The organism is Roseibium aggregatum, assembly GCF_014692675.1.
Classification (GTDB): domain Bacteria; phylum Pseudomonadota; class Alphaproteobacteria; order Rhizobiales; family Stappiaceae; genus Roseibium; species Roseibium aggregatum_C.
Genome location: NZ_JABFCZ010000013.1, coordinates 40,194 through 63,396, shown reverse-complemented (window position 1 = coordinate 63,396; position 23,203 = coordinate 40,194). Strand labels below are relative to the sequence as shown.

Sequence of the window (23,203 nt, the reverse complement as noted above, 5' to 3'; positions counted from 1 at the left end):
CTCTTCCAGCACTATTTTGATGATGTTCACCCTCGGAAAGGAGTTCCCCCATGCGTCTCGAAAGCGACAGTCTCGGCGAGATCGAAGTTCCGCACGACCGGTACTGGGGTGCGCAGACGCAGCGGTCGCTGAAGTATTTCTCCATCGGCACGGAGCTGATGCCCCTAGAGATCATCCACGCCTACGGCTTGTTGAAGCGGGCGGCCGCGGAGGTGAATGCGGAGCTGGGCCTTTTGCCGGACGACAAGTGCGAGCTGATCGTGGCGGCGGCGGAGGAAGTGGACCGGGGCGAGCTGGACGCGCATTTTCCGCTCCATGTGTGGATGACCGGCAGCGGCACCCAGACCAACATGAACGTCAACGAGGTGATCGCCAACCGGGCGATCGAGATGGCCGGCGGGGTTATGGGCTCCAAGGACCCGATCCATCCGAACGATCACGTCAACATGTCCCAGTCGTCCAACGACACGTTCCCGAGCGTGATGAACATGGCGGCGGCGATCAATACGACCGGCCGGCTGCTGCCGGGGGTGCGCGAGCTGCGCGACGCTCTGGACGTCAAGGCGAAGGCGTGGGAGCGGATCATCAAGATCGGCCGCACCCATATGCAGGACGCGACACCGCTGACCCTCGGCCAGGAATTTTCCGGCTATGTGCGGATGCTCGACGAGGGGATCGCGCGCATCGAACATGCGTTGAAGGACGTTTACTTTCTGGCGCTGGGCGGGACGGCGGTCGGCACCGGCATCAACGCGCCTGCGGGTTTCGCCGAACAGGCGGCGGAGCGGATTGCCGTTTTGACCGGGCTGCCGTTTGAAACGGCGCCGAACAAGTTCGCCGTCCAGGGCGCCCATGACGCGCTGGTGATGCTACATGGAGCGTTCAAGGCCCTGGCCGGGTCGCTCTACAAGATCGCCAATGACATCCGGCTTCTGTCCTGCGGGCCGCGCTGCGGTTTCAACGAACTCGTGATCCCGGCCAACGAGCCAGGCTCGTCGATCATGCCGGGCAAGGTCAACCCGACCCAGTGCGAGGCGCTGGCGATGATCGCCGTGCAGGTGATGGGCAACGACGTTACGGTGGGCTTGAGCGGTGCGGGCGGCCTGCTGGAGATGAATGTCTACAAGCCGGTGATGATCAACGCGGTGCTGCAGTCGATCCGGATCCTCGGCGACGGCGCGGCGAATTTTGCGGCGTTCCTGGTCGAGGGCACGGAGCCGAACGAGAAGCAGATCGCGCGCTTCGTCGAAAACTCCCTGATGCTGGTGACCGCGCTCAGTCCGGTGATCGGCTACGACAAGGCAAGCCACGCCGCCCATCATGCCTATGAGCACGACCTCAGCCTCCGACAGGCCTGCCTCGACCTGGGCTATGTGAACGAAGTGGAGTTCGACCGGATCGTCGACCCGGCGAAGATGGTGCACCCGGGGCTTTGACAAGGCGAGACCCGGCCCCTTTGGAGGGACCGGGCGATGCGTGTCAGTTGGTGACGGAAAGTGCGGTCACGACCAGGGTGCCGCTGTCGGATTCGCTATAGGTGATCTGCACCACGTCGCCGATATTCAATCCTTCCGGATCGATGGTGTCCGGCAGGACGTAGACGGTGTCGTCGTCCAGAACGATGGATTTCGCGTCCGGGTCGATCTCCACAATGGTGCCTGTGGTCTCGTCGGCAAAGGCGTGCGAGAGCGGCAGGACGACCATCACGGCCAGGACGGCCACCAGGCGTTTGAACATGCGCATTCCAGGATCTCCAGAGAGAGCCCCGAAGGTGAGGACGGGCCGGCCTCAAGGCGCGGGGAGCCGTATCCTCGGATCCTGCCGGGGGGTATCGGGGTTTGGTTTTTAATAAAGGTGCGGAGCTGTCGCGGCCTGTCTTTTCCCGGACGTTCTGTCCGGGGAAGCAGGCGGCTTGGGTCCTTTGGGGATCCGGATTCCGGTTTCCCCAGAAGGGCTTACGCAGGGCGCGTGTCATTCCGCGATCGAGATATGAGCGCCCGCATTGCGGCGGATTTTAGGCTGGAAAAGAGGCTTGAAAAATAATTTTTCCCGGAGACGGGAACGTGTCCCGCGCCTCCGGGAAATTCTTATTTTTCAGAACGTATCCCGAGATCTTTCAATCTCGGGATACGTTCTGAACTTTTTCCTTGTCGTGTTTCCGAACCGCAAAACCGGTATCCACTTTTGCTGGAAACACTCTAAGCGGCCGCCACGTCCTTGAGGAAGGTTTCTATCCGCTGGGTCAGGGCACCGAGCTGTCTTGTGGCCTCGTCGGTCACCTGTTCGACCTGCTGGGCCGACTGGCTGGTTTCGCCAGATCCCTGCGACACGATCCGGATGTTGTCCGTAACGTGGGAGGTGCGTTCAGCGGCGATGCTGATGCTGGTGGAAATTTCCTCGGTCGCGGACGACTGCTGTTCCACCGAAGCCGCCATGGCGGCGGCCGTCTCGTTGACGGCTTCCATCATGTCCATGATGCCGGTGATCGCCTGAACCGCCGTATTGGTGGACTGCTGGATATCCGAAATATGGCTGGAGATTTCATCCGTCGCCTTTGCGGTCTGGCCGGCCAGCGACTTGACCTCGGAGGCGACGACGGCAAAGCCCTTGCCGGCTTCCCCGGCGCGCGCCGCCTCGATGGTGGCATTGAGCGCGAGCAGGTTCGTCTGTTCGGCGATTTCCTGGATGAGCGACACCACATCGCCGATGCGCTCTGCGGCCCGGGACAGGCCGCGCACCTGTTCGGTCGAGGTTCTGGTTGCGCCGGTCGCGTCTTCCACCCGTCCGAGCGTGTCATGCACCTGACGGCCGACCTCCTGCACGGAGGCGGTCAGTTCCTCCGTGGCGGCGGCCACGGTCTGTACGTTGTCTGTTGCGTCTCGGGAGGCCTGCGAAACTTCCTCGCTCTTGCCGCTGGTGTTGCTGGCGATGCCGGTGAGGAGTTCCGCGGTGGCTTCGAGCTGCTGCATGTTTTCCGTGACGGCCGACAGGGCGGTTTCGATGTCCTGGCGGAACTCGGCAACCAGCCGGTCCACCTTCTGCTGGCGATGGTGGGTCGCTTCGGCGTTTACACGCTGCTCTTCCTCCAGACGGAACCGTTCGCGTTCCCGGTCGCTGAAGGTGCCGATGGCGCGGGCCATGTCGCCGATCTCGTCGCGCCGGTGTTCCGCCGGGATGTCGAGATCGGTTTTCCCGTCCTGAAGATGCCGCATGGCGGCGGTCAGGAGGCGGAGCGGCGTCATGATCGTGCGCGACAGCATGACCGCGAGCAGGGCGCTGATCGCCAGCGCCAGGCCGAGAGCGACCACGATCTCGATTTTCGCGCCCTGTCCGGCAGCAACGGCCTGTGAACCGGACTGTTCGCTGATCCCGCGCGCGGCATCGGCCAGGTTGGCGACCGTGTTCGAAAAGACGTTGTCCGCAGAATTCAGCGTCTCCGTTGCCGACATGACCCCGGCGAAGGTATCGGGCACCTTGGCCGTTGCCGCCCGGGTTTCCTCGATCAGGGCCGCAACAGAACCGTTCAGAACCGCCAGAACGTCCTTGTCGCCGGTTTCCGATATGGTCCTGGTCAGGGTATCGGCCATGTTGCCGGAGACCCTCGTCATTTCGTCGAGGATGCCCTGGAGAACCGTTGCCGCTTCGGCGGAGGGCTGCTTCAGGTAATCGGCATAGGTGCTCCTGATGCTGACGGCGCCGCGGGCAAGGGTCTGGGTGTTGGTCGACAGGCGGGCGATGGCCGCGTTCACCGTCTCGAAGGCGCGCAGCTCCGTCTTCATGTCCGAAATCGGTGTCTTGACCGCGGCCTGCAGGTCGCCGATCAGGCTGGAAAGGGACGCCACGGCCGGTGCGAAGTCGCCCGGTTCGGCGGAGCCGACCTTCTTTGCGAGATCCTTGGTCTGCGCAAGAAAGGTCTTCGCCAGATTCTTGACCGTATCAAGCTTGACCGCCCTGCGGACGGCTTTGGCGTCTTTCTCAAGATCCTTGATCTGTTTCACGACGTTCTTGGCCAGCTTCTTGTCCGCCTGCTGCGTTATCTCGGCGGTGTCCTTGCCGATCATGACGATGGCAACGCGCATGTCGCTGATGCGAGACTCCACGCCCGACAGCTTCTGCAGCTTGCCTTCATTGACTAGGGTCGCCGCGACGCGCTGGCTTGCCAGTGCCTCGATCTGTTCGAAGGCCGTGCCGGTTGTCGCCAGCAGGCTGGAGGTCATGTCGTTCAGCACCTGAACCGCATCGTCCCGGTTCTGCCGCGCGCCGGCAAGGGTATCGAACGCGCCGTCCAGTTCACGAGTGATCGCTGCCAGTTCGTTCGCTTCGTCAGGCCGCTCCGCAGCAAGCCGGTCGGCCCGGCCGGTGATGGCGGCGATTTCGGCGCGGACCGCATCCGAGGCTTCGTCCGTTCCCGACTGGCCGAAATCGCCCAGATGGCGCAGGAGGCCGGGAACATTGCCCAGAATTCCGCTGGCCTGATTGGCGATGGAAACGGTTTGCTGCACCTGTCCGGCGGCAAGAAGGCCGCTGGCGCCGACTCCGACCGCGCACAGCAGCATGACGCCGAGACCGCCCATGAACTGGGTCTTGACCGAAAACTGCGGAAGCCGGATGCGCTTTTTTCCGGAAAGGTTCGAAGAACCGGCAATTGCCGGCTCCTTGTGCCCGATCGATCGTTTGAACAGCAATGTCACACCCCACTCAACAGGCCCATGAGAAAACTCCTCGCAAATTTTATCGCGGCAAAACTCTAAGGAAGTGCAAAGGAACGCGTAGGTCGGGCCATTACAACCGCTAAATAGTGCTTCTTTTTTATGCGGAAGCACGCATCGCGGCTGATCTTTTAATCAGTAAGCGAAAGTGCCGCCAAGGCATGCGCTTAAGCGCTTGGTCGCGCTCGGGTCCAACTCACTCGCCCCGCGGGAACCGCTGGCCTTCTTCGACCTCGTTCAGGTCCATGTGATTGCGCATGTAGCGCTCGGATGCCTTCTGCAGGGGCTGGTAGTCCCACGGGAAATAGGCGCCGTTTCTCAGCGCCTCGTAGACGATCCAGCGCCGGGCCTGGGACTGGCGGATATCCGCGTCGAAGGCGGCCATGTCCCAGGTGTCGCGAACTTCGGCGGCGAGCTCTGCGGCAATGTCGGTGAATGCGGTGTCCTCAGCGAGGTTGTTCAGTTCCAGCGGGTCTTTTTCCAGATCGAAAAGCTGAGGCGGGTCGAGTTCGCAATGGACGTATTTGTAAGGGCCCCGGCGGAGGCCGACCAGCGGCGCGTAGGACGCTTCCGCGGCATATTCCATGCGTACCGGCGACAGGCGCTTCACGCCGTTCGCCAGCGGCACGAGGCTTTCGCCGTCGGTCCAGGGCATGATTTCGTCCATGTCGATGCCGGCGAGTTCGGCCAGCGTGGGCAGCACGTCCAGCGTGCTCACCGGGGTTTCGTAGAGGCCGGATGGCATGTCCGGGTCCGCGACCATCAGCGGCACGCGGGAGGAGCCCTCGAAGAAGGTCATCTTGAACCACAGTCCCCGCTCGCCGAGCATGTCGCCGTGGTCGGACACGAAGACGATGGTCGTGTCGTCGGTCATGCGCATGGCATCGAGCGCCGTCAGGATCTCGCCGATCTTGTCGTCCAGATAGGAGAGGTTGGCGAAATATGCCCGGCGCGAACGGCGGATGTCCTCCCCGGTGATGGCGAAGCTGCGCCAGTCGTTGGCATCGAAGATGCGTTTGGAATGGGCGTCCTGGTCTTCATAGGGGATGGCGGGAACTTCCGGCAGCAGGTGCTCGCAGTCCTCGTAAAGGTCCCAGTACTTCTTGCGCGCCACGTAAGGGTCGTGCGGATGGGTGAAGCTGACGGTCAGCATCCACGGCCGGTCGTACTTGCCGCGGCCGTAATCGTAGATCTTGCGCACCGCCTGGAACGCGACGTCGTCGTCATATTCCATCTGGTTGGTGATTTCCGCGACGCCGGCGCCGGTGACCGAGCCCATGTTGTGGTACCACCAGTCGATCCGCTCGCCGGGCCTGCGGTAGTCCGGCGTCCAGCCGAAATCGGCCGGATAGATATCCGTGGTCAGCCGTTCCTCGAAACCGTGCAACTGGTCCGGGCCGACGAAATGCATCTTGCCCGAGAGGCAGGTGGTATAGCCGGCGCGGCGCAGGTGATGGGCGTAGGTCGGAATATCGGACGCAAATTCCGCGGCATTGTCATAGACCCGGGTCCGCTGCGGCAGTTGCCCGGACATGAAACTTGCCCGGCCGGGGGCGCAGAGCGGCGAGGCCGTATAGGCGTTGCGGAAGCGGGCGGAGCGGGCGGCGAGCTTCTTCAGGTTCGGTGCATGGAGAAACCCGGCAGGCCCGTCCGGAAACAGCGTTCCGTTCAACTGATCCACCATCAGGACGAGAATGTTCTTGGCGTGGCTCATCGGGGATCTCCGTCTGAAGAAATTTCTGGCCTCGCGGTTTTTCTAGCGTTTTTTTGAATGGTGGATCAATAAAAACCGTCGCTTTGTGGATGAGAGGCGTCTTGCGGCCATCTTTGGAGCGAAAAAAGCGAAAACCGGTTCTTGACCTGGAGTGCACTCCAGCACCTAGGGTCTTTCAAATCGTCCTGTTCGGAGAATGTCCATGCTGATCGGTGATCTTGCGGAAAAGTCGGGGCTCAGCGTCGATACGCTGCGTTATTACGAAAAGATCGGCCTGATCCCCAAAGCGCCGCGCGATGGCGGTGGCCGGCGGGTCTATGATGCAGCGATGCTGCGGTGGATCGATTTTCTCGACCGGCTGAAGGCGACCGGCATGGGGATCAAGGACCGGCTGCGGTATGCGGATCTGCGCGGCAAGGGGGCCGCTTCGCTCGGTCTGCGCCGGCAGATGCTGGAACGTCACCGGGGAAAGGTGGCGGAAGACATTGCCCGACTCACCGAGGTGCTGAGCGTTCTGGACGACAAGATCGACCTCTACCGGAAGATGGAAGCGGGTGGACCCGTCGATCCGTCTTTCGAAAACTGCGCGCGAACCGGACACGGCGCGCAGTGACCTTCAAAGGACTGATGAATGAGCACTGCACTGGAACGTGGCCGTGAGCTGACGAAGAAGCTGAACCCGGATCTGGAACAGATCCTCGATGACCGATACGGCGCGCTGCTGCCGGATTTCGCCGAAAGCCTGATCGAGTGGGCCTATGGCCGGCACTATGCCCGCCCGGGACTGGATTTGAAGACCCGGCAACTTTGCACGATTGCGGCGCTGACCGCGCTGGGCGGCCAGACCGGCCCGCAATGAAAATCAACATCGAACACACACTGGCGGCGGGGGTGAGCCGGACCGAGATCGTCGAGGCGATCTGGCAGATGGCGGTCTATGGCGGCCTGCCGGCGGCAATCAACGGGCTGAATGCTGCCATGGACGTGTTTGCCGAGGAAGATCGGGCTGCCGCCTGACGGAATCGCGGCATTGAAACAGCCGGACGAAGGCGGAGGGACCGTCCTGGTCCGGCTGTTTTAAGTGTTAATCTGCAATGGCATTGGCGATGATCGGTCCGGCGGCTTCGTGGAACAGCTCGATCAGGTCTTCATCCATGTAGCGATAGTCATCGGGAATATCGAGCACGTGAAGCGCCTTGTGACGAACTTCCTGGCGGAAGTCCGCCCGGATCCGGGACGCGTGCTTCTCCTCCATGACCAGGATCAGATCGGCCCAGCGGATGTCGGAAAGGGACAGCTTGCGGCGGGCGTTTCGGCTGGTGCCCGCGGACCGGGTGGCGACGCCCGCCATTTTCCTGAACACGGCTTCCCCGGTCGGGCTGCGCCACTGGTTGCGGCTGCACACGAACAGGACATTCAGGGGCTTAACGTCGGTCAAGAGCTTTTCCCATTTGCGAGCGGACCGGCAACTGCCGGATTTTGCCGCCGGTTCACTTTCATCGCTCTGCAGTAACACCTTTCGCGCTGCGGTGGTGATCGAAGAATAAAAATGCTCAGGAATTTTAAATATACCTGAAAAATTTTGTTCACCTTCCGGAGGTTATCGCCTCGATCAGAAATACGATAAATGACGCTGTGTTAAGAGATTTAGGTTGTATAAATATATTTACTTCATCTTTTCCGGTGGAGCGGGAGGATGTGAAATGCTTCGAAATATTTTTCGGCTGTTCGCAGCCTTGTTCATTTTGACCCCTTTTCTGTCACATGCTTCGGAATACGGGACGAAGCAAGAGGCGGTCGACATGGTGAAACGTGTCGTCGAGCGGTTTGACCGCGACGGCGGGGAGAAGACCTTTGCGGCCGTTACCGACCAGTCGACCCCGGAGTTCCATGACCGGGATCTCTATCCTTTCATTTATGACCTGAACGGCGTCAATGTCGCCCACGGAGCGCGGCCGGCGCTGGTCGGCAAGAACCTGCTGAAGCTCAAGGACCAGGACGGCAAGTATCTGATCCAGGAGATGATCGACATTGCCAAGGGCGAGCCCGGCCACGGCTGGGTCGACTACAAGTGGCCCAATCCGCTCAACAACAGGATCGAAGACAAGTCGAGCTACATCGAGCGCATGGGCGATTACTTCGTAGGAGTCGGGGTCTACCGCTTCTGATCGTATAATTAAGACACGCCTGGGGCGCTGGCGATGGCATTTCTGCTGCGTAACATTTCCATTCGAACCAAGATGCTGGCCGCCTATGCCCTGCTCGTGGTCTGCCTCGTCATTCTCGGTGCGAATGCGTATTTCACGATCACGAACATGGACGTCGGGCTCAACCGGCTGTCAACGGCCACATTGCCCAAACAGCTCCTGGTTTCCCGGCTCAAGGACAAGGCGGTCGCGGCCCATGTGGGTATCTTCCGTTATGTCTCCTGGGCCAGCAACGGCGTCGATTCCGCCTTGCTGGAGGGCGTCAATGAAGACGTCTTCAAGGATATCGATGCCTCCTTTGCACTTCTGTCGGAACTGGCCGAGCCAAAGGATCTCGTTGCCGCGGAGCGCGACCGGATCCAGATGCTCCAGGGCAAGTGGAAAGAATATGAGCATGTCGCCAGGGACACGATAGACGTCGGCAGCGTCGATGCGCCGATGGCAACGATGATGCTGGGTATGGTCGATGACGAGTTCAAGGTCGTTGCCGAGAACCTGGATTCCTTCTTCCTCCATGTGGCCGACGAAACGCGCTCCTTCACCGGAGATCTGGCGAGCGAGGCCAGCGCCAGGAAACGCCTGCTGATCATTGGTGGCCTGTTGGCCGTTCTCGTCAGTCTTTTCGTGGCCCTGGTCCTGTCGAGATCGATTGTCGGTCCGATACAGGCGATCACGAATCTCATGCAGGATGTGTCCTCGGGCAAACTGGACGTCGAGATTGACGATAACGGCCGGAAGGACGAAATCGGAAAGATGGTGCGGGCTGTCGCCGCCTTCCGGGAAACAATCGAACGGGACAACCGGCTTCTCAAGAGCCGGGAGGAAGAACTGCGCCTGCGCAACATGCATTTCAACGCCGCGTTGAAGAACATGTCGCAGGGCCTGAACATGTGGGACGCGAATTCGCGCCTGGTGCTGTCCAACCAGCGTTATTTCGACATGTACAGGATTCCGCCGGATGCGATCCGTGCCGGAATGTCTTTTGAAGAGGTCATCGAATTTCGAAAATGGATGGGGGTCGACTACGGCGACGTGAAGGCGTTCACGGCAAAAGTCATGGCGGCCCTGGAAAAGGGCGAGGCGATTTCCCATATCATCGAGACCGATGACGGACGGGTTATCAATGTCATCAATCGTCCGATGCCGGGCGGCGGATGGGTGGCGACGCATGACGACGTCACCGAGCGTCATCGCGCCGAAGAAAAGATTGCGCTCATGGCGCGGCAGGACGCCCTGACGTCCTTGGCGAACCGCCTGACATTCCTCGAGGAAGTCGAAGGCGCGTTTGCCAGGCTGAAAGACAGGGCAGAGACCTTCGCGGTCTTTGTTCTTGATCTCGACCAGTTCAAGGCCGTGAACGATACGCTCGGGCATCCTGTCGGCGATGCCCTCCTGATCGAAATAGGCAAACGCCTGCGAGACTGCGCCGGCGCGCGCGATACGGTGGCGCGGTTTGGCGGTGACGAGTTTGCGATCCTTCAGGCAACCGATGGCGGCCGGCAGCGGGAAACGGCGGCCCGTCTCGCAAGAGATATCCTGAATGCCGTGAACGGGCCCTACCTGATCGACGGCAATGAAGTCGTCGTTACAACGAGCATCGGCATTGCCATCGCGCCCGAAGACGGCGCGACGCCCGACCATATCCTGAAAAAAGCCGACCTCGCGCTCTACAAGACAAAATCGGAAGGGCGGAAGGGATACCGGTTTTTCGATCCCGTGATGGCCGCCGAAACCCGGTCGCGGCGGAGCCTGGCCGCCGATCTCGGGGAAGCGCTATCCCTTGAACAGATCGATTTGCACTATCAGGCGATTACCGACCTGGGCACCTGCAGTACGTGTGGTGTCGAAGCCCTGGCGCGGTGGACCCATCCCGTGCGCGGCCCGATTTCTCCAGGCACGTTTATTGCACTTGCCGAGGAAACCGGAATGATCCTCGAACTCGGCGGATGGCTGTTGCGAAAGGCGTGCGCCGACGCGATGACCCTGCCTGCGCATATCAAGGTCGCGGTGAACCTGTCCCCGGTTCAGTTCCGGGATCCGAAACTGTTCCAGGTGATCGAAGCCACGCTTGCCCAGACCGGTCTGGCGCCGGAACGGCTGGAAGTGGAGGTCACGGAATCGGTCCTGCTGCAGCAGAACGAAGAAAACCTGGCAACGCTTCACGCCTTGCGGGAACTCGGTGCGTCCGTGGTTCTCGACGATTTCGGAACAGGCTATTCCTCCTTGACCTATCTGCAGGAGTTTCCCTTTGACAAGATCAAGATCGACCGGTCTTTCGTGTCAAAGGTTCAAAGCAATGCCGATTGTGCCGCAATCGTGAAGGCCGTGACCGGGCTGGCGCGTTCGCTCCAGGTCACCACCGTCGCCGAAGGGGTTGAAGCGCCCGAACAGCTGGATTTTCTCCGGGCGGTCGGATGTCATCAGGTTCAAGGCTATCTTTTCAGTCATCCGGTGCCGTTGTCCAAACTGGATCTAATGCTTCCAGGCAGAGGGCGTCGATGGACTATTCGCGCCAAGACGGCCTGAACAGGGAGAGGCGCGCCCGCCGGAAAGAAGCTCCGTCCGGCGAGCGCCAGGCCATTATTCCGTTACAGTGACTTCGGAGGCGTGGAGCGTGCCGTCGGCCGCCGAGCTGAATTTGATCTGGACGTTGTCGCCGACATCCACGCTGTTCATGTGGACGCCGTCATCGACGATGAAGGTCGTTGTTTCTTCCAGAACGATGGTCCGGGTCTGTGTATCGACTTCGGTGACCTGGCCGCTGGCGTCTTCCGCGTAGGCGGCGGAAACGGACAGGGGAAGCAGAACGGCAAGGGCTGCGAGAAGAGACAGGCGCATTGAAGTTACTCCATTCAGAGCAGGCATGTTTGATAGGACCGCCGCCGGGCGGATTGCCGGCTGCCACGGGATTGAGAACAGGTCGAAACTGTTTTGCTCGTGCGGTGCTGTCGCGGCGGGGCCCGGCCCGGTTCCCCCGGGTGGCTCCAGCGGCTTGGGTCCTCTGACGGAGCTGGAATACGGCTGGCCGGAGAAGGGCTTACGCGGGGCGCGTGTCATTCCGCAGTCGTGAGATTGGCGCCCGGATTGCGGCGGAATTTCGACCGAAATCACCTGCCTCAAGAATATTTTTTGATGGCCGGCGGCGCCCCGCTTGCCGGGGGAGCGCAAGGCCGTCATCCGGATCCACGAGGCGGTGAAGACGGAAGCGGCTGAAGCGACTGAAGCTACCGGCCCTTAACGGTCCGAATGGCCGAGATCCATTTCCGGCCAGACCAGATCGCGGACCCGCTGCTTCAGCACCTTGGCTTCGGGAAAGCCGCCGTCGATTGTCCGGTCCCAGACCGTCTTGCCGTCACAGGCGATGACGAAGGTTCCGCCGGTTCCCGGGATCAGGGTCAGGGACCCGACCTCCTCGGAAAAGGACGACAGGATTTCCTGCGCCATCCAGGCGGAGCGCAACAGCCAGCCGCATTGGCGGCAGTAGGTTATGGTGATATGCGGGGAAGGCAGGTCTTGCATGGGATCTGTCCGGATGAAGGGGCGCGTTTGAGAGCCTGAAAAAAGTTGAGTAATAAGTGCCACAAATGACATCTCATCCGCCAGCGCCAGATTCGAATTTTCCGATCTCGCAAGATGCAGACCGAGAGTCCGTGGACAAGGCTCTTGAAGCCAACCCGGACCTGCAGGAGATCCTCGATCCCGTTCTGTCCGTTTTCCGGCTGAACGGCCTGACGAACCGGGTCTATCGTGTCACCACGCCTGGCGGCGATTTTGCGCTTCGTCTTCCAAGGCCGGAAAATGCCGGGCTGATCGACCGGCAGGCGGAAGCCCACAATCTGGCCCTTGCCGGCGAACAAGGCATCGCACCGCCGGCGCTCGTTCTCGATCCCCGCACCGGCATATTGCTCACCCGGGCGATCGGGCAAGGCGGTGCGCCTGGATCAGTGGAACCGGCAGCGCTCGGCCGGCTTGTCGGCAGGCTGCATTCGGCGCCGCTGCGGTTCCGGGGGATGATCGACCCGGACGGACTGATTGCCCACCAGCGCGCAAGCCTTTCCGGCCGGCCGGACCTGCTGTCGGTCTTCGATCCCCTGGCGGACGCGCTTGCGCGACTGGGACCGGTCGCGGATGCCCATGGTTCCGTTCCAAGCCACGGTGACCTGTCGCCGGGCAACGTTCTGGCCGGGAGCGATGGCCCGGTTCTGATCGACTGGGAATATTCGGCCATGGCCAGTCCGGCTTGGGATCTCGCCTATGCGATCCTGGAGCATGAATTTGACCCGGGCGAGGAGCGGGCGTTTCTGGAGGCCTATGCAGCGCACCGGCCCGGGATGGCAGATCCGGTCCCGGAGATCCTCAGGATGAAGGTGCGCTGCGATGCGGTTTCCGTGCTCTGGGCACTCGATCAGGCGAGGAAGGGGAACGCTTCCGCCGACTTCGACGCCTTTGCCCGGACCCGGCTGGAGCGGGCGCTCGGCACCTTTGCGAGGCTTAGCGGTTAGGCGTTTCGGTGTTCTCGGGGGGAAAACTGCAGGCGGAATAGTGGTTGTTCATGTCCTGCAAAAGTTCCGGATCTTCCGGATTTGTCAGCAAAGGCTCCCACAGGCCGTCTTCCTTCAGCGTGTTCAGGGTGCAGGCGCAGATCTTCGAACATTGCGCGTCCGTGCCGCGGGCCAGAACGCAGGAATTGATGCAGTTCTCCTGAAAATCGAGCGCGGCCCGGTCGGGGGCAAGTCCCGCGGCGGCCAGCGACCACACCAGCCCGTAAAGGATCGGCTGATGCAGCAGATAGATCGTCAACGACCTGCGGCCGCATAACCGGATCATGCGGCCGGGCCACGAGGCGAGGCGCATGGGACGCAGCGCATCGAGAACAGCCGGTATGCCCGGGGTCTTGAAGACCGCGACACCAAGCAGCACGGCGGCGAGCCAGGGAGCGAGCGGAACATAGTCGACAGAGCCGGATGCCGGCGTGCCCAGGCCCGTCCATGAGAACAGATCGCCGTCGAAGACCGGGGTGCTTGCCCAGCGGGGCAGGGTGACCACCACGATCGCTGCCATATAGGATACCACGGCCGGCAGACGCACGAAGGGAAGGGCGATCAGGCTGCCGGCGGCGATCGAATGGAGAATGCCGAAGCGAACGAAAATATTGGAGAAGGCCAGGAAAGTGCCCGCGGAAACGAAAAGTGCCGCCGCGACAATAACCGCCTCCCTTTTCCAGAAGGCCTTCCAGCGGATCCCGTCCCGGTGGGCAAGAACCAGGCCGGCGCCGGCAAGAAACAGAAAGGAACCGGCGATCGCGCCGGAGAAGATCCGCCAGCCCGGTCCCTCCGAGACCGGCCAGTCGACGAAGCCGAACCAGGAAAGATCCCAGGACAGGTGATAGGCGATCATCGCCAGGATGGCGACGCCTCGCAGGGCGTCAATCGCCGGTATGCGGGGCGTTTTCATGGACGATGCCGGGGCGTGCGGAAGGAACGGAGGCTAGTTCCCGAATGCGAGCAGCAATGTGCAGACCACCGCAGCCAAGGCGAGAATGCCGCCGACAAGGGGCCACGGAGACGGTTTGTGAACGGTGAAGGTGTCACTTTCCGAGTGATCCTGGAACATTGCCTGAAAGCTCCTTGCTCCCGTTTGTCGCTGATTGACAGCCTGCAGGAGGGCAGGAGTTTCGTGAAGTTGGTAAATGAACAATTAACCGGGTTTTCCAAAAGAACATTCCGGTGAAACGCTCTGCCGGTGGAAAACCGCCGGTCAGAGATCAAGAGCGTCGAGGCCGTTTTCCAGATAATCCGGCAGAAGCGGCATGCCGATCAGGTAGTCGGCAGTCGGGCCGACGGCACGTTCACGGGCCTCTTCCACGGCCTGTTCGAAGTCTTCCGCGTCGAAATCGCCGCGGCCGATCCAGGCAACCGCAACCAGTTCCGCTGCTTCATCGACATTGAGATCCTCGATCAGCTCCCGAAGCTCCTCGTCGGACATGTCGTCGTTTTCTTCTTCCGCCAGGCCGTCATGGCTATGGGTGTCGGTCAGGGTTTCCTCATCGAATTCGACGTCACCCTCGTGGCCATCTTCGAACGTGTCTTCGAGGTGGGACGAGACGGCACGGGCCTTCTGGGCGAGAAGGCGGATTGTTTCCGCGGACAGGGTCAAATCGACGTCCATGGCAGGCTCCCAATTGCTATTGATTTCTTTATGGTTCGGGTCTCGCCGCTTAGCAACGATTTTGTACATCGATCGCATTGGCCTGCCCCTGAGACGGGCAGGTCCCGGGCACAGGATCTGCTTTTTCGGCTGGTGGATCTGTGCGGACCAAATGCTCCGATCCGGGGATGGTCGGTTAAAAATCGGAATCAAGTGAAAGCTAGAGTTATCCCCGAAATTCAGTCGATGGGTCCGGGAAATCACGGATATGGTCCTTTCCCGGCGAAATATCTTGCCCGGGCGGAGGGGTGCCGATTAGCATTTATTTCAAGAAAGACGATCCGGAAGAAAAGATGTTGCCGTCGGAATTTTCCCGCACCGGGCATAAGCGGGGTACGGCAAAGGCAGGGCCGGATCGAAAAAGGGCTGAAAAGTCTGATTACCGGGGGCGGACCGGGCACTCGGGGGCCAACGACAGCAATCTGGTGGTTGTCGTTGGCTCCCAGCTTGGTTTTACCGGGGCCGGCCCTGAATCATTTCCGAAAACTAGTCGCGGAATTCCTGTGCGTTCGGGCGTCATATCGAACCGGAAGTTTCCGTTGTCTGCGTCGGGACGGGATGATCGGGGCGCCAGGCCGCGGCAACGGTCAGTGTCAGGGCAAGGACAAGTCCGATCGTAATGGCAACCAGCAACGGCCGCGCCTCATGCAGGACCGGATTGGCCGATGCCTTTTTGAGCTTCGTCAGGATCACTGTTTGTAACTCCCGGTGGAGGAAACCCGGATCCGTGTCAGGGCGGGATCAAGCTCGTCTCCGTCACCGTTTATCCCGGCCAGTTCTGCGCCGAGGCGTCCGGCAAGGCAAAGCGTTGCGGCGAACATGGCGATGAAGGCTGCGCACAGGAGAAGCAGCAGGTTGTTTTGCGGAAACGCGATGCCGGCCACCATCGCCAACAGCGCCAGTGTCGACAGGGCCATGACCTTCAGCAGCGCACGATTGTCGTGAGTCTCGACCTGGAAATCGGTTTCACGGTATTGTCTCGACACCATCGCTTTGTCCTCCGTTGGTTGCGACAGGAAAACAATGGCGGTCGATTTGGCCGGGTTGCCGACCGATTTGGGGCACTTCCGGTGTCATTTCGTGACCGGATTGTGGTCGCAATTCGCGACGACGAAAGGCGAAGAAACAAGAACCGTCAGATGTTTGGGATTGTCTGAATCGTCTTCATAACTTTTTTGCTTTTAAGCCTGATCATACTTTTCAACCCATGTATTGCCGAACAGATCGGCCAGGCACGCGAATGAGTACACAAGTAGCGCAACGTCGGGAAACGGAGGAGACTGCGGTCTCTGACGTCGAGAAGTCTCCCGAAGCTGATAAGGACACGCTGGGTCCGGCACTTCATCTGGCCGGGCTGCAGTTTTTCATCGCCGACATCAGCCGCAAGAGCATCCTGTGGAACGAGAGCGGGTCGCAAAGCTTCAACAGCGAGATCAAGGATCTTCAGGAAGCGCAATCCGCCCAGGCCTTGCGTCTGCTCACGCCGGAAGACCGCAAGACAATCCTGCGCCTGGTTCAAGGGGCGATCAAGGATGGCAAGGCCGGACCCTATGACGTCGGCGGCGGCGCGGACCACCGCATTCCGGGCGTTCCGCTCATGGCCTACCGCTATGAGCTGGAAGGCGGCCGGCTGCTGGCCATCTGCTTTCCCTCGCTTGGCGAGGACGATGCCAATCCGGGTAATATCGTCCTGGGCCTTGCGCCGATCCTGCAGCACTTCGTTGCGAGCTCGAACCGGATCGTGCTTCTGGTGGACAATTTCGGCTATGTCCGCTTCGCCAGTGCCGGGTTCCTGCAAAGCTTCCAGATCTCCGACGCCAAGCTGATCCTGGGCCGCAACATCGCCCATATCCAGAAAAGGGTGGGCCGGTCCATCGTCTCGCTGGCGCTGACCTCGCTGGCACGCAGGCAGAGCGCAACCGGCCGGGCCAAATTCCTGCTCGCATCGTCGGACAACGTGGAACTGACCTACGAGGCCATGTATTTCCGGTTCGGCGGCAGTGTGGGCGGGGTTCTGTTTTCGGCCGGCCATGCCGCCGGCGACGTCGACTATGCACAGGTCTTCGACATCTGCGGCGCGCCGATCATCGTGGTCAATACCAAGAACCGCATGATCGTTGCGGCGAACAAGTCCGCGCACAAGGCCTATCACCTGACGCAGGAATCGATCGATCAGCAGCCGATCACGGAAACGCTTCTGCATCCCAAGAGCTATGTCACGCTCCTGGAGGCGGCGCAGAAAAACGTCGACGTGCCCCAGTCGGTGGTGGTCAACAGCCTGAACGGCCAGTCCAAGAAGAAGCGTCTTAAAGCGTCCCTGATTGATGCGGACCGCACGCCGAAGCTGATTCTCGAAGCCCGTTCCTGATACAGTCTCAATACCAGCGTCTTTTTTACGCTGAAGCGCCGCTTTGTCTTGCGTGTTGCGACGTACGAGACTAGGGTCCGCCGCGCTTGAAACTTCCCGTTTCCCATGGAGGGCATTATGGGCTTTATCGCCGACGCGCTGGCGCGAGTTAAACCATCCGCGACCATTGCAGTCACCAACAAGGCAGCTGAACTGAAAGCAGCGGGTATGGACGTCATCGGCCTGGGTGCCGGTGAGCCGGACTTCGATACCCCGGACAACATCAAGGCGGCCGCGATCAAGGCGATTAACGAGGGCAAGACCAAGTACACCAAGGTGGACGGTATCCCCGAACTGAAGGCCGCGATCTGCGCCAAGTTCAAGCGGGAAAACGGCCTGACCTACACGCCGGACCAGATCACGGTCGGCACCGGCGGCAAGCAGGTGCTGTACAATGCCCTGATGGCGACTCTGAACCCGGGCGACGAGGTCATTATCCCGACGCCCTACTGGGTGAGCTACCCGGACATGGTTCTTCTGGCCGGCGGCACTCCGGTGATCGTCGACGCCGACAAGTCGACCTTCAAGATCACGCCGGAGGCGCTCGAAGCGGCAATTACCCCGCGCACCAAGTGGATCATCTTCAACTCGCCGTCCAACCCGTCGGGCGCCGCCTACACGGAAGCGGAGCTCAAGGGGATCACGGATGTGCTGATGAAGCACCCGCATGTCTGGATGATGACCGACGACATGTACGAGCATCTGGTCTACGACGACTTCAAGTTCACCACGCCGGCCCAGATCGAGCCCGCGCTTTACGAGCGCACGCTGACGGTCAACGGGGTGTCCAAGGCGTATGCCATGACCGGCTGGCGCATCGGGTATGCCGGCGGTCCGGCCGAGCTGATCAAGGCCATCGCCAAGATCCAGTCCCAGTCGACCTCCAACCCCTGCTCGATCTCCCAGTGGGCGGCGGTGGAAGCTCTGAACGGCACGCAGGATTTCCTTCCGGTCAACAACGAGATCTTCAAGGGCCGGCGCGATCTGGTCGTCTCGATGCTGAACCAGGCGCAGGGCATTCACTGCCCGGTTCCCGAAGGCGCCTTCTACGTGTTCCCGTCCTGTGCGGGTACGATCGGCAAGACGGCACCGTCCGGCAAGGTGATCGAAACGGACGAGGACTTCGTCACCGAGCTGCTGGAAGCCGAGGGCGTTGCTGTCGTTCACGGATCGGCTTTCGGCCTCGGCCCGAACTTCCGCATCTCCTATGCGACCTCGAACGAGGCCCTGACGGAAGCTTGCACGCGCATCCAGCGCTTCTGCGGAAACCTGAAGTAACACCGGTTTCATACGGATAAGAAAAGGGCGGAGCGATCCGCCCTTTTTTGTTGCCTGACGGGATGACCGCTCCGGTCAGAAACCGTTTTTTTTTAAACAACACAATTGGGCCATATGGGTGGTGTGTGTGTCGTGCAGGTCCTCACAGGGCAAGTCCCGTGGGCCGGGGCTGGGAACCAAAGGCCGTCCGTCCGCGTTACGGTCAGGTAGCATAGGAGTTAAGAATGAAACGTTTGGCACCGATTGCACTTTCCCTCATTGCCACCGTCGCTTCGGCGACGCCCCTTCTGGCAAAGGATGCACCTGGTCTCCAGGTCGGCAAACTGACCTGCAATGTCGAGCAGAAAACCAATTTCATCATCGGATCCACGGCGACGCTCGGCTGCAACTACAAGCCGGCCACCGGCGGTCCGGTCGAATATTACACCGGTACGGTCGGCGATTTCGGGATCGATATCGGATCCGTCGATCAGGCCACGCTTATCTGGGGCGTGGTTGCGCCGAGCGCGGACATGCAGCCCGGGGCGCTCGCCGGCAACTATGGCGGCGTGACCGCAGGGGCAAGCCTCGGCGCAGGCCTCAAGGCAAATGCGCTGATCGGCGGGCTCGACAAGTCGATCGCCTTGAACCCGCTCAGCATCGAAGGCCAGACAGGCACCAATATCACCGTCGGCGTGAGCAAGCTGACGCTCAAGCCGATCGACTGATCCGTCACGAAGGACCGTTTCAGGAAGGGCCGGCATTTGCCGGCCCTTTTTGGTTTTGCCGGGCCGGCGCATGAAGTCGGCACGGAAACCTCTATTTCGCGGGAGGAGGCAGGCAGTCCGTGCCGGTGGACGATGTGCAGCCCCTGTTATTTTCGTTCATCCGGTCCACATTCTGCCGCCGCTCGCTTTGTTCGATGGACTGCCGGGTGGAAAAGGTGCCGATCTGCTGGTCCTGCTGCCTCTGGAGCATGCCCTTGACCGACGGCAGGTTCGACCTGGGGTCGTCGGGGATCCCGCGCAACTGCTGCGTCTGGGCATATCCGCCAAGGGTCAGGCCAAGGAGAATTGGGCCGGTCAGAAGAGCGGATTTCAATATCCCGAGCGGTGCGGTCCTGGTGACGGATATTCGATCGGCATTTCGGCTGAATATGTCGGGACTTGACGGCATTGTTCAGTCCTTCGGGGATAGGGCTTCTTATAATGTGGGGTGAGAGCGGAGCGCTGTCCATGTTGCGCTGCCGCATATGTTTCCCTTGCGTTATTGGTTCAATCGGCGCGACGATGAAGAACCGCCCCCATGGCGGGGCGAGGCGCGGCGGGCCGCGTCCAGCCTGAATGAGCTGAGTTCATGTGTGGCCTTGTCGGCGCTGGTAAGGGTTTCAACCCCAGTACCAACGGGAGGCACTTCATGGCGGAAGGCAGTAAGGGCGGGCAGAACGGCGGGGCCCGCGACACGGCAGACAATTCCGGTTCCACATCAGGATCAGGCACGCGATGCATCGCGCTGGTCGGGCCGTTCGGCAGTGGCAAGACCAGTCTCATGGAGGCGCTTCTGGCGCGCACGGGAGCGGTGGCGCGCCAGGGAACGGTCGCCGGCGGGAACACGGTAGGGGACGGGTCTCCGGAAGCGCGCGCCCATGGCATGAGCGTGGAAGCGAACTTCGCGGAGACCGAATATCTCGGTGATCGCTACAGTTTCATCGATTGCCCGGGCTCGGTCGAATTCCTGTCGGAAATGGAAGGGGTTCTCGACGGCGTGGATCTGGCGGTGGTCGTCGCGGAGGACGACGAGCGCAAGGTACCCGCCTTGCAGCTGATCCTGAAAAGCCTGGAAGCCCGCGCCGTCCCGCGGGTTTTGTTTTTGAACAAGATCGACAAGAGCAGCCGGCGCGTGCGCGATGTCCTGCAGGTATTGCAGCCGGCGTCCTCCGTTCCTCTGGTTCTAAGGCAGATCCCGATCTGGGAAGGCGGTGAAGCCAAGGGCTTTATCGACCTGGCGCTGGAACGGGCCCATGTCTACCACGAACAGGAAGAAAGCACCCTTGTCGACATGTCCGATGCGGACAAGGCCCGGGAGCTGGAAGCCCGCTACACCATGCTCGAGACGCTTGCCGATCATGACGACGATCTGATGGAGGCGTTGCTGGAGGACATCGCACCCGATCCGGATCTTGTATTCGCCGATCTGGTGCGTGAACTCCGGGACGGTCTGATCTGTCCGGTCTTTTTCGGGTCGGCGGAACACGGCAACGGTGTCGGGCGTCTCCTGAAGGCGCTTCGCCACGAGACGCCGGATGTGACGGTCACCCGCGACCGTCTTTCGGTGGATGGCAGTGGCGCTGCGGTTCAGGTGGTCAAGACGCTGCATACGCTCCATGGCGGCAAGCTTTCCATCGCCCGGGTCCTGGGCGGACAGGTGAGCGACGGCGACACGCTCTACCGGGCCGACGGCAGCGAAGTGAAGGTGTCCGGGGTGTTCACGATATTCGGTCAGCAGGCAGTCAAGCGGGCGACGGCTGCAACCGGCGACCTGGTCGGCCTTGGCCGGCTCGAGGATGTGCAAACCGGCGAACGGCTGCAGATATCGGCGCATGAGGCGGCCAACGGAGCCGGCCCGTCCGCGCTCAGCCTGCCCCAGCCGGTGCTGTCGATTTCCGTGGCTGCATCCAAGCGCCAGGACGAAGTGCGTCTGTCCTCGGCTCTCGGCAAGCTGATCGAGGAGGACCCGTCGCTTCGCCTGCACCAGAGCCAGGCGAGCAGCGAAACCATGCTCGGCGGTCAGGGCGAGATGCATCTCAGGGTGGCTAAGGAACGGCTTTCGGGCAAATACGGGCTCAGCATCGATACATCCGTGCCTCATGTGCCCTATCAGGAAACGATCCGGGTGGGCACGAAAGTCCGCGGCCGGCACAAGAAACAATCGGGTGGACACGGCCAGTTCGGCGATGTGGTGCTGGACATCAGGCCGTTGCCGCGCGGTGAAGGCGTCCAGTTCACCGATACGATCACCGGCGGCGTTGTGCCGAAGCAGTACATTCCTTCGGTGAAGGACGGTGTTGCCGAAGCCCTTCAGGCCGGGCCGCTCGGTTTTCCAGTGGTGGATGTTGCCGTGTGCCTCACCGACGGATCCTATCATTCGGTCGACAGTTCCGATCAGGCGTTCAAGATGGCGGGGATCCTTGCGATCCGCGAAGGGTTGCAGGAGTGCAAGCCGGTGCTGCTGGAGCCGGTCATGAAGGTCGTCGTCGTCTGTCCGAGCGAGGCCACGGCCAAGATCAATGCGATCGTGTCCGCGCGCCGCGGTCAGCTGCTCGGGTTCGACGGCCGTCCGGGCTGGGACGGCTGGGACGAGGTCAACGCGCTGATGCCGCAGGCCGAAATCGGCGATCTGATCGTCGAGCTCAGATCGGCAACCGCAGGGGTGGCAAGCTACACGGCCGAATTCGACCACATGGCGGAGCTCACCGGCAAGGCTGCCGAGGATGCGCTGCGCCGGGCCGGGCAACAGGCCGCTTGAAACCCCTTCGATGATACCTTGCGCCGGTTCGCTCCGGCGCAGGGGCTTTTGAACGGGCCGCCCTTGCCGATAGACAGAACGGTCACGGGTTTTCAGCGAAAAGTAACTTGGGCGTTATTTGCCTTTGAACTCCGATTTGCCGATCTTTCAGGGCAGCACAAGGAGTGAGACGCCATGAACATCATTCACAAACGGTCCTGGGAATTGCCGGAAAGCGCGGCAACGCCGGAGGACGTCTTCTGGAACCGGCGGCGGTTTCTCGCCGGCATGGCCGGGGGAAGCCTGGCGCTGGGAGCCGGAATGTTCACACGGCCTGCCTTTGCCGAGGACGATCCAAGCGCGAAGCTCTATCCGGTTCCGCGCAACGAGGCCTACACGCTGGGCCGGGACGTGACGCCCGAATCCGTCACGTCGGTCTACAATAATTTCTATGAATTCGGGTCGCACAAGCAGATCGCACGCGCCGCCCAGGCCCTGCCGATCCGGCCCTGGAGCGTGGTGCTCGACGGCATGATCGACAACCCGCAGACGATTGGTATCGATGACCTCCTGGCCAAGATGCCGCTGGAGGAACGGCTTTACCGGCACCGATGCGTCGAGGCCTGGTCGATGGCCGTGCCCTGGTCCGGTTTCCAGCTTTCCGAGCTGGTCAAGCTGGCCGGGCCGAAATCGGGGGCCAAGTATCTCCGCTTCGAGACGTTCAAGAACCCCGATGTCGCCTCCGGCCAGAAACAGAGCTGGTATCCCTGGCCCTATGTGGAGGGGCTGACCATGGAAGAGGCGACCAACGAGCTGACCTTCATGGTCACCGGGGTCTACGGCAAGCCGCTCGCCAAACAGTTCGGCGCCCCGCTGCGGCTGGCCCTGCCCTGGAAATACGGGTTCAAGTCGATCAAGTCGATCGTGCGCATTTCCTTCACCGACAAGCGTCCGGTGAGTTTCTGGGAGGAAATCCAGGCATCGGAATACGGCTTCTGGGCGAACGTGAACCCCAAGGTGCCGCATCCGCGCTGGAGCCAGGCGAGCGAAAGGCTGCTCGGGACCGACGAACGCCGCGATACCCTGCTTTACAACGGCTATGAAGAGCAGGTCGCCTATCTCTACAAGGACATGAAGAACGAAAAGCTGTTCATGTAGGCCGGACAGGCGATACGGCCACCGACTTGATCTGAAAAGA

At 61.2% G+C, this 23,203-nt stretch carries 24 protein-coding genes; 12 read left to right on the top strand and 12 right to left on the bottom strand.

Annotated features, from left to right (window positions below; translation table 11 throughout):
- The first annotated feature begins 50 nt into the window (after nt 1-50).
- Nucleotides 51-1,436: a class II fumarate hydratase gene (gene fumC, locus HK439_RS12895; RefSeq protein WP_190291919.1), complete on the top strand. Its 1,386-nt coding sequence runs from the start codon at nt 51-53 to the stop codon at nt 1,434-1,436.
- A gap of 43 nt (nt 1,437-1,479) precedes the next feature.
- On the opposite strand, the gene HK439_RS12890 is transcribed toward fumC, so the two are convergent.
- The 3 genes from HK439_RS12890 to betC form a co-directional block, all read right to left on the bottom strand.
- Nucleotides 1,480-1,743 (bottom strand): DUF1344 domain-containing protein, encoded by a 264-nt coding sequence (locus HK439_RS12890; RefSeq protein ID WP_190291918.1) that lies wholly within the window; start codon nt 1,741-1,743, stop codon nt 1,480-1,482.
- A 455-nt stretch (nt 1,744-2,198) separates the two neighbouring features.
- On the bottom strand, nt 2,199-4,691 hold the full coding sequence (locus HK439_RS12885; RefSeq protein WP_190291917.1) for a methyl-accepting chemotaxis protein: 2,493 nt from the start codon (nt 4,689-4,691) through the stop codon (nt 2,199-2,201).
- 214 nt (nt 4,692-4,905) lie between these two features.
- Nucleotides 4,906-6,423 carry a choline-sulfatase gene (gene betC, locus HK439_RS12880; RefSeq protein ID WP_190291916.1) on the bottom strand — a complete coding sequence of 506 codons (1,518 nt, stop codon included), beginning with the start codon at nt 6,421-6,423 and terminating at the stop codon, nt 4,906-4,908.
- 202 nt (nt 6,424-6,625) lie between these two features.
- On the opposite strand from betC, the gene HK439_RS12875 reads away from it, so the two are divergent.
- Genes HK439_RS12875 through HK439_RS27125 form a run of 3 tightly spaced genes read left to right on the top strand, consistent with a single transcriptional unit; the run spans nt 6,626 to nt 7,440 of the window.
- Nucleotides 6,626-7,036: a MerR family transcriptional regulator gene (locus HK439_RS12875; protein ID WP_190291915.1), complete on the top strand. Its 411-nt coding sequence runs from the start codon at nt 6,626-6,628 to the stop codon at nt 7,034-7,036.
- Between the two features lie 18 nt (nt 7,037-7,054).
- A complete protein-coding gene (locus tag HK439_RS27130; RefSeq protein ID WP_268956900.1) occupies nt 7,055-7,282 on the top strand; it encodes a carboxymuconolactone decarboxylase family protein in 228 nt (75 codons plus the stop codon).
- Complete coding sequence (locus HK439_RS27125) at nt 7,279-7,440, top strand: carboxymuconolactone decarboxylase family protein (protein WP_268956899.1); 162 nt, start codon at nt 7,279-7,281, stop codon at nt 7,438-7,440. The genes HK439_RS27130 and HK439_RS27125 overlap by 4 nt, the downstream gene beginning before the upstream one ends.
- A gap of 67 nt (nt 7,441-7,507) precedes the next feature.
- Here HK439_RS27125 and HK439_RS12865 read toward each other — a convergent pair whose 3' ends face one another.
- Complete coding sequence (locus tag HK439_RS12865) at nt 7,508-7,861, bottom strand: low molecular weight protein tyrosine phosphatase family protein (protein WP_209011778.1); 354 nt, start codon at nt 7,859-7,861, stop codon at nt 7,508-7,510.
- Between the two features lie 265 nt (nt 7,862-8,126).
- Between HK439_RS12865 and HK439_RS12860 the strand changes: the two genes are divergently transcribed.
- Nucleotides 8,127-8,591, top strand: coding sequence for a cache domain-containing protein (locus HK439_RS12860; protein ID WP_268956898.1), 465 nt, complete (start codon nt 8,127-8,129; stop codon nt 8,589-8,591).
- Between the two features lie 33 nt (nt 8,592-8,624).
- Nucleotides 8,625-11,156, top strand: coding sequence for an EAL domain-containing protein (locus HK439_RS12855; RefSeq protein ID WP_190291914.1), 2,532 nt, complete (start codon nt 8,625-8,627; stop codon nt 11,154-11,156).
- 54 nt (nt 11,157-11,210) lie between these two features.
- Here the strand turns inward: HK439_RS12855 and HK439_RS12850 are convergent, their stop codons facing one another.
- Together HK439_RS12850 and HK439_RS12845 are read right to left on the bottom strand one after the other, a co-directional pair.
- Complete coding sequence (locus tag HK439_RS12850) at nt 11,211-11,468, bottom strand: DUF1344 domain-containing protein (RefSeq protein WP_190291913.1); 258 nt, start codon at nt 11,466-11,468, stop codon at nt 11,211-11,213.
- Between the two features lie 396 nt (nt 11,469-11,864).
- Nucleotides 11,865-12,149: a SelT/SelW/SelH family protein gene (locus HK439_RS12845; RefSeq protein ID WP_190291912.1), complete on the bottom strand. Its 285-nt coding sequence runs from the start codon at nt 12,147-12,149 to the stop codon at nt 11,865-11,867.
- Nucleotides 12,150-12,280: 131 nt separating this feature from the next.
- Between HK439_RS12845 and HK439_RS12840 the strand changes: the two genes are divergently transcribed.
- The gene (locus HK439_RS12840) at nt 12,281-13,132 is read left to right on the top strand and encodes a choline kinase family protein (protein ID WP_190291911.1); all 852 of its coding nucleotides are present in this window, start codon (nt 12,281-12,283) and stop codon (nt 13,130-13,132) included.
- On the opposite strand, the gene HK439_RS12835 is transcribed toward HK439_RS12840, so the two are convergent.
- The 5 genes from HK439_RS12835 to HK439_RS12820 all read right to left on the bottom strand — a co-directional run bounded on the left by HK439_RS12835 (nt 13,122) and on the right by HK439_RS12820 (nt 15,826).
- Nucleotides 13,122-14,084 carry a DUF1624 domain-containing protein gene (locus HK439_RS12835; RefSeq protein ID WP_190291910.1) on the bottom strand — a complete coding sequence of 321 codons (963 nt, stop codon included), beginning with the start codon at nt 14,082-14,084 and terminating at the stop codon, nt 13,122-13,124. The genes HK439_RS12840 and HK439_RS12835 overlap by 11 nt on opposite strands.
- 33 nt (nt 14,085-14,117) lie before the next feature.
- Nucleotides 14,118-14,243: a hypothetical protein gene (locus HK439_RS27120; protein ID WP_268956897.1), complete on the bottom strand. Its 126-nt coding sequence runs from the start codon at nt 14,241-14,243 to the stop codon at nt 14,118-14,120.
- A 144-nt stretch (nt 14,244-14,387) separates the two neighbouring features.
- The gene (locus HK439_RS12830; RefSeq protein WP_190291909.1) at nt 14,388-14,798 is read right to left on the bottom strand and encodes a DUF3775 domain-containing protein; all 411 of its coding nucleotides are present in this window, start codon (nt 14,796-14,798) and stop codon (nt 14,388-14,390) included.
- 555 nt (nt 14,799-15,353) lie between these two features.
- Complete coding sequence (locus HK439_RS12825; RefSeq protein ID WP_190291908.1) at nt 15,354-15,530, bottom strand: hypothetical protein; 177 nt, start codon at nt 15,528-15,530, stop codon at nt 15,354-15,356.
- Nucleotides 15,527-15,826, bottom strand: coding sequence for a hypothetical protein (locus HK439_RS12820; RefSeq protein WP_190291907.1), 300 nt, complete (start codon nt 15,824-15,826; stop codon nt 15,527-15,529). Before HK439_RS12820 ends, HK439_RS12825 begins: the two co-directional genes overlap by 4 nt.
- 251 nt (nt 15,827-16,077) lie before the next feature.
- On the opposite strand from HK439_RS12820, the gene HK439_RS12815 reads away from it, so the two are divergent.
- The 3 genes from HK439_RS12815 (at nt 16,078) to HK439_RS12805 (ending at nt 19,229) form a co-directional block, all read left to right on the top strand.
- Complete coding sequence (locus HK439_RS12815; protein ID WP_190291906.1) at nt 16,078-17,205, top strand: hypothetical protein; 1,128 nt, start codon at nt 16,078-16,080, stop codon at nt 17,203-17,205.
- Between the two features lie 117 nt (nt 17,206-17,322).
- Nucleotides 17,323-18,522, top strand: coding sequence for a pyridoxal phosphate-dependent aminotransferase (locus HK439_RS12810; RefSeq protein ID WP_190291905.1), 1,200 nt, complete (start codon nt 17,323-17,325; stop codon nt 18,520-18,522).
- Nucleotides 18,523-18,746: 224 nt separating this feature from the next.
- Nucleotides 18,747-19,229: a DUF992 domain-containing protein gene (locus HK439_RS12805; protein WP_190291904.1), complete on the top strand. Its 483-nt coding sequence runs from the start codon at nt 18,747-18,749 to the stop codon at nt 19,227-19,229.
- Between the two features lie 91 nt (nt 19,230-19,320).
- Here HK439_RS12805 and HK439_RS12800 read toward each other — a convergent pair whose 3' ends face one another.
- Complete coding sequence (locus tag HK439_RS12800; RefSeq protein ID WP_190291903.1) at nt 19,321-19,602, bottom strand: hypothetical protein; 282 nt, start codon at nt 19,600-19,602, stop codon at nt 19,321-19,323.
- Nucleotides 19,603-20,049: 447 nt separating this feature from the next.
- Here HK439_RS12800 and HK439_RS12795 point away from each other — a divergent pair, with 447 nt between their 5' ends.
- Together HK439_RS12795 and msrP are read left to right on the top strand one after the other, a co-directional pair.
- Nucleotides 20,050-22,026 (top strand): elongation factor G, encoded by a 1,977-nt coding sequence (locus tag HK439_RS12795; RefSeq protein WP_419247588.1) that lies wholly within the window; start codon nt 20,050-20,052, stop codon nt 22,024-22,026.
- 174 nt (nt 22,027-22,200) lie between these two features.
- Nucleotides 22,201-23,163, top strand: coding sequence for a protein-methionine-sulfoxide reductase catalytic subunit MsrP (gene msrP, locus HK439_RS12790; protein WP_190291901.1), 963 nt, complete (start codon nt 22,201-22,203; stop codon nt 23,161-23,163).
- The last annotated feature ends 40 nt before the right edge of the window (nt 23,164-23,203 follow it).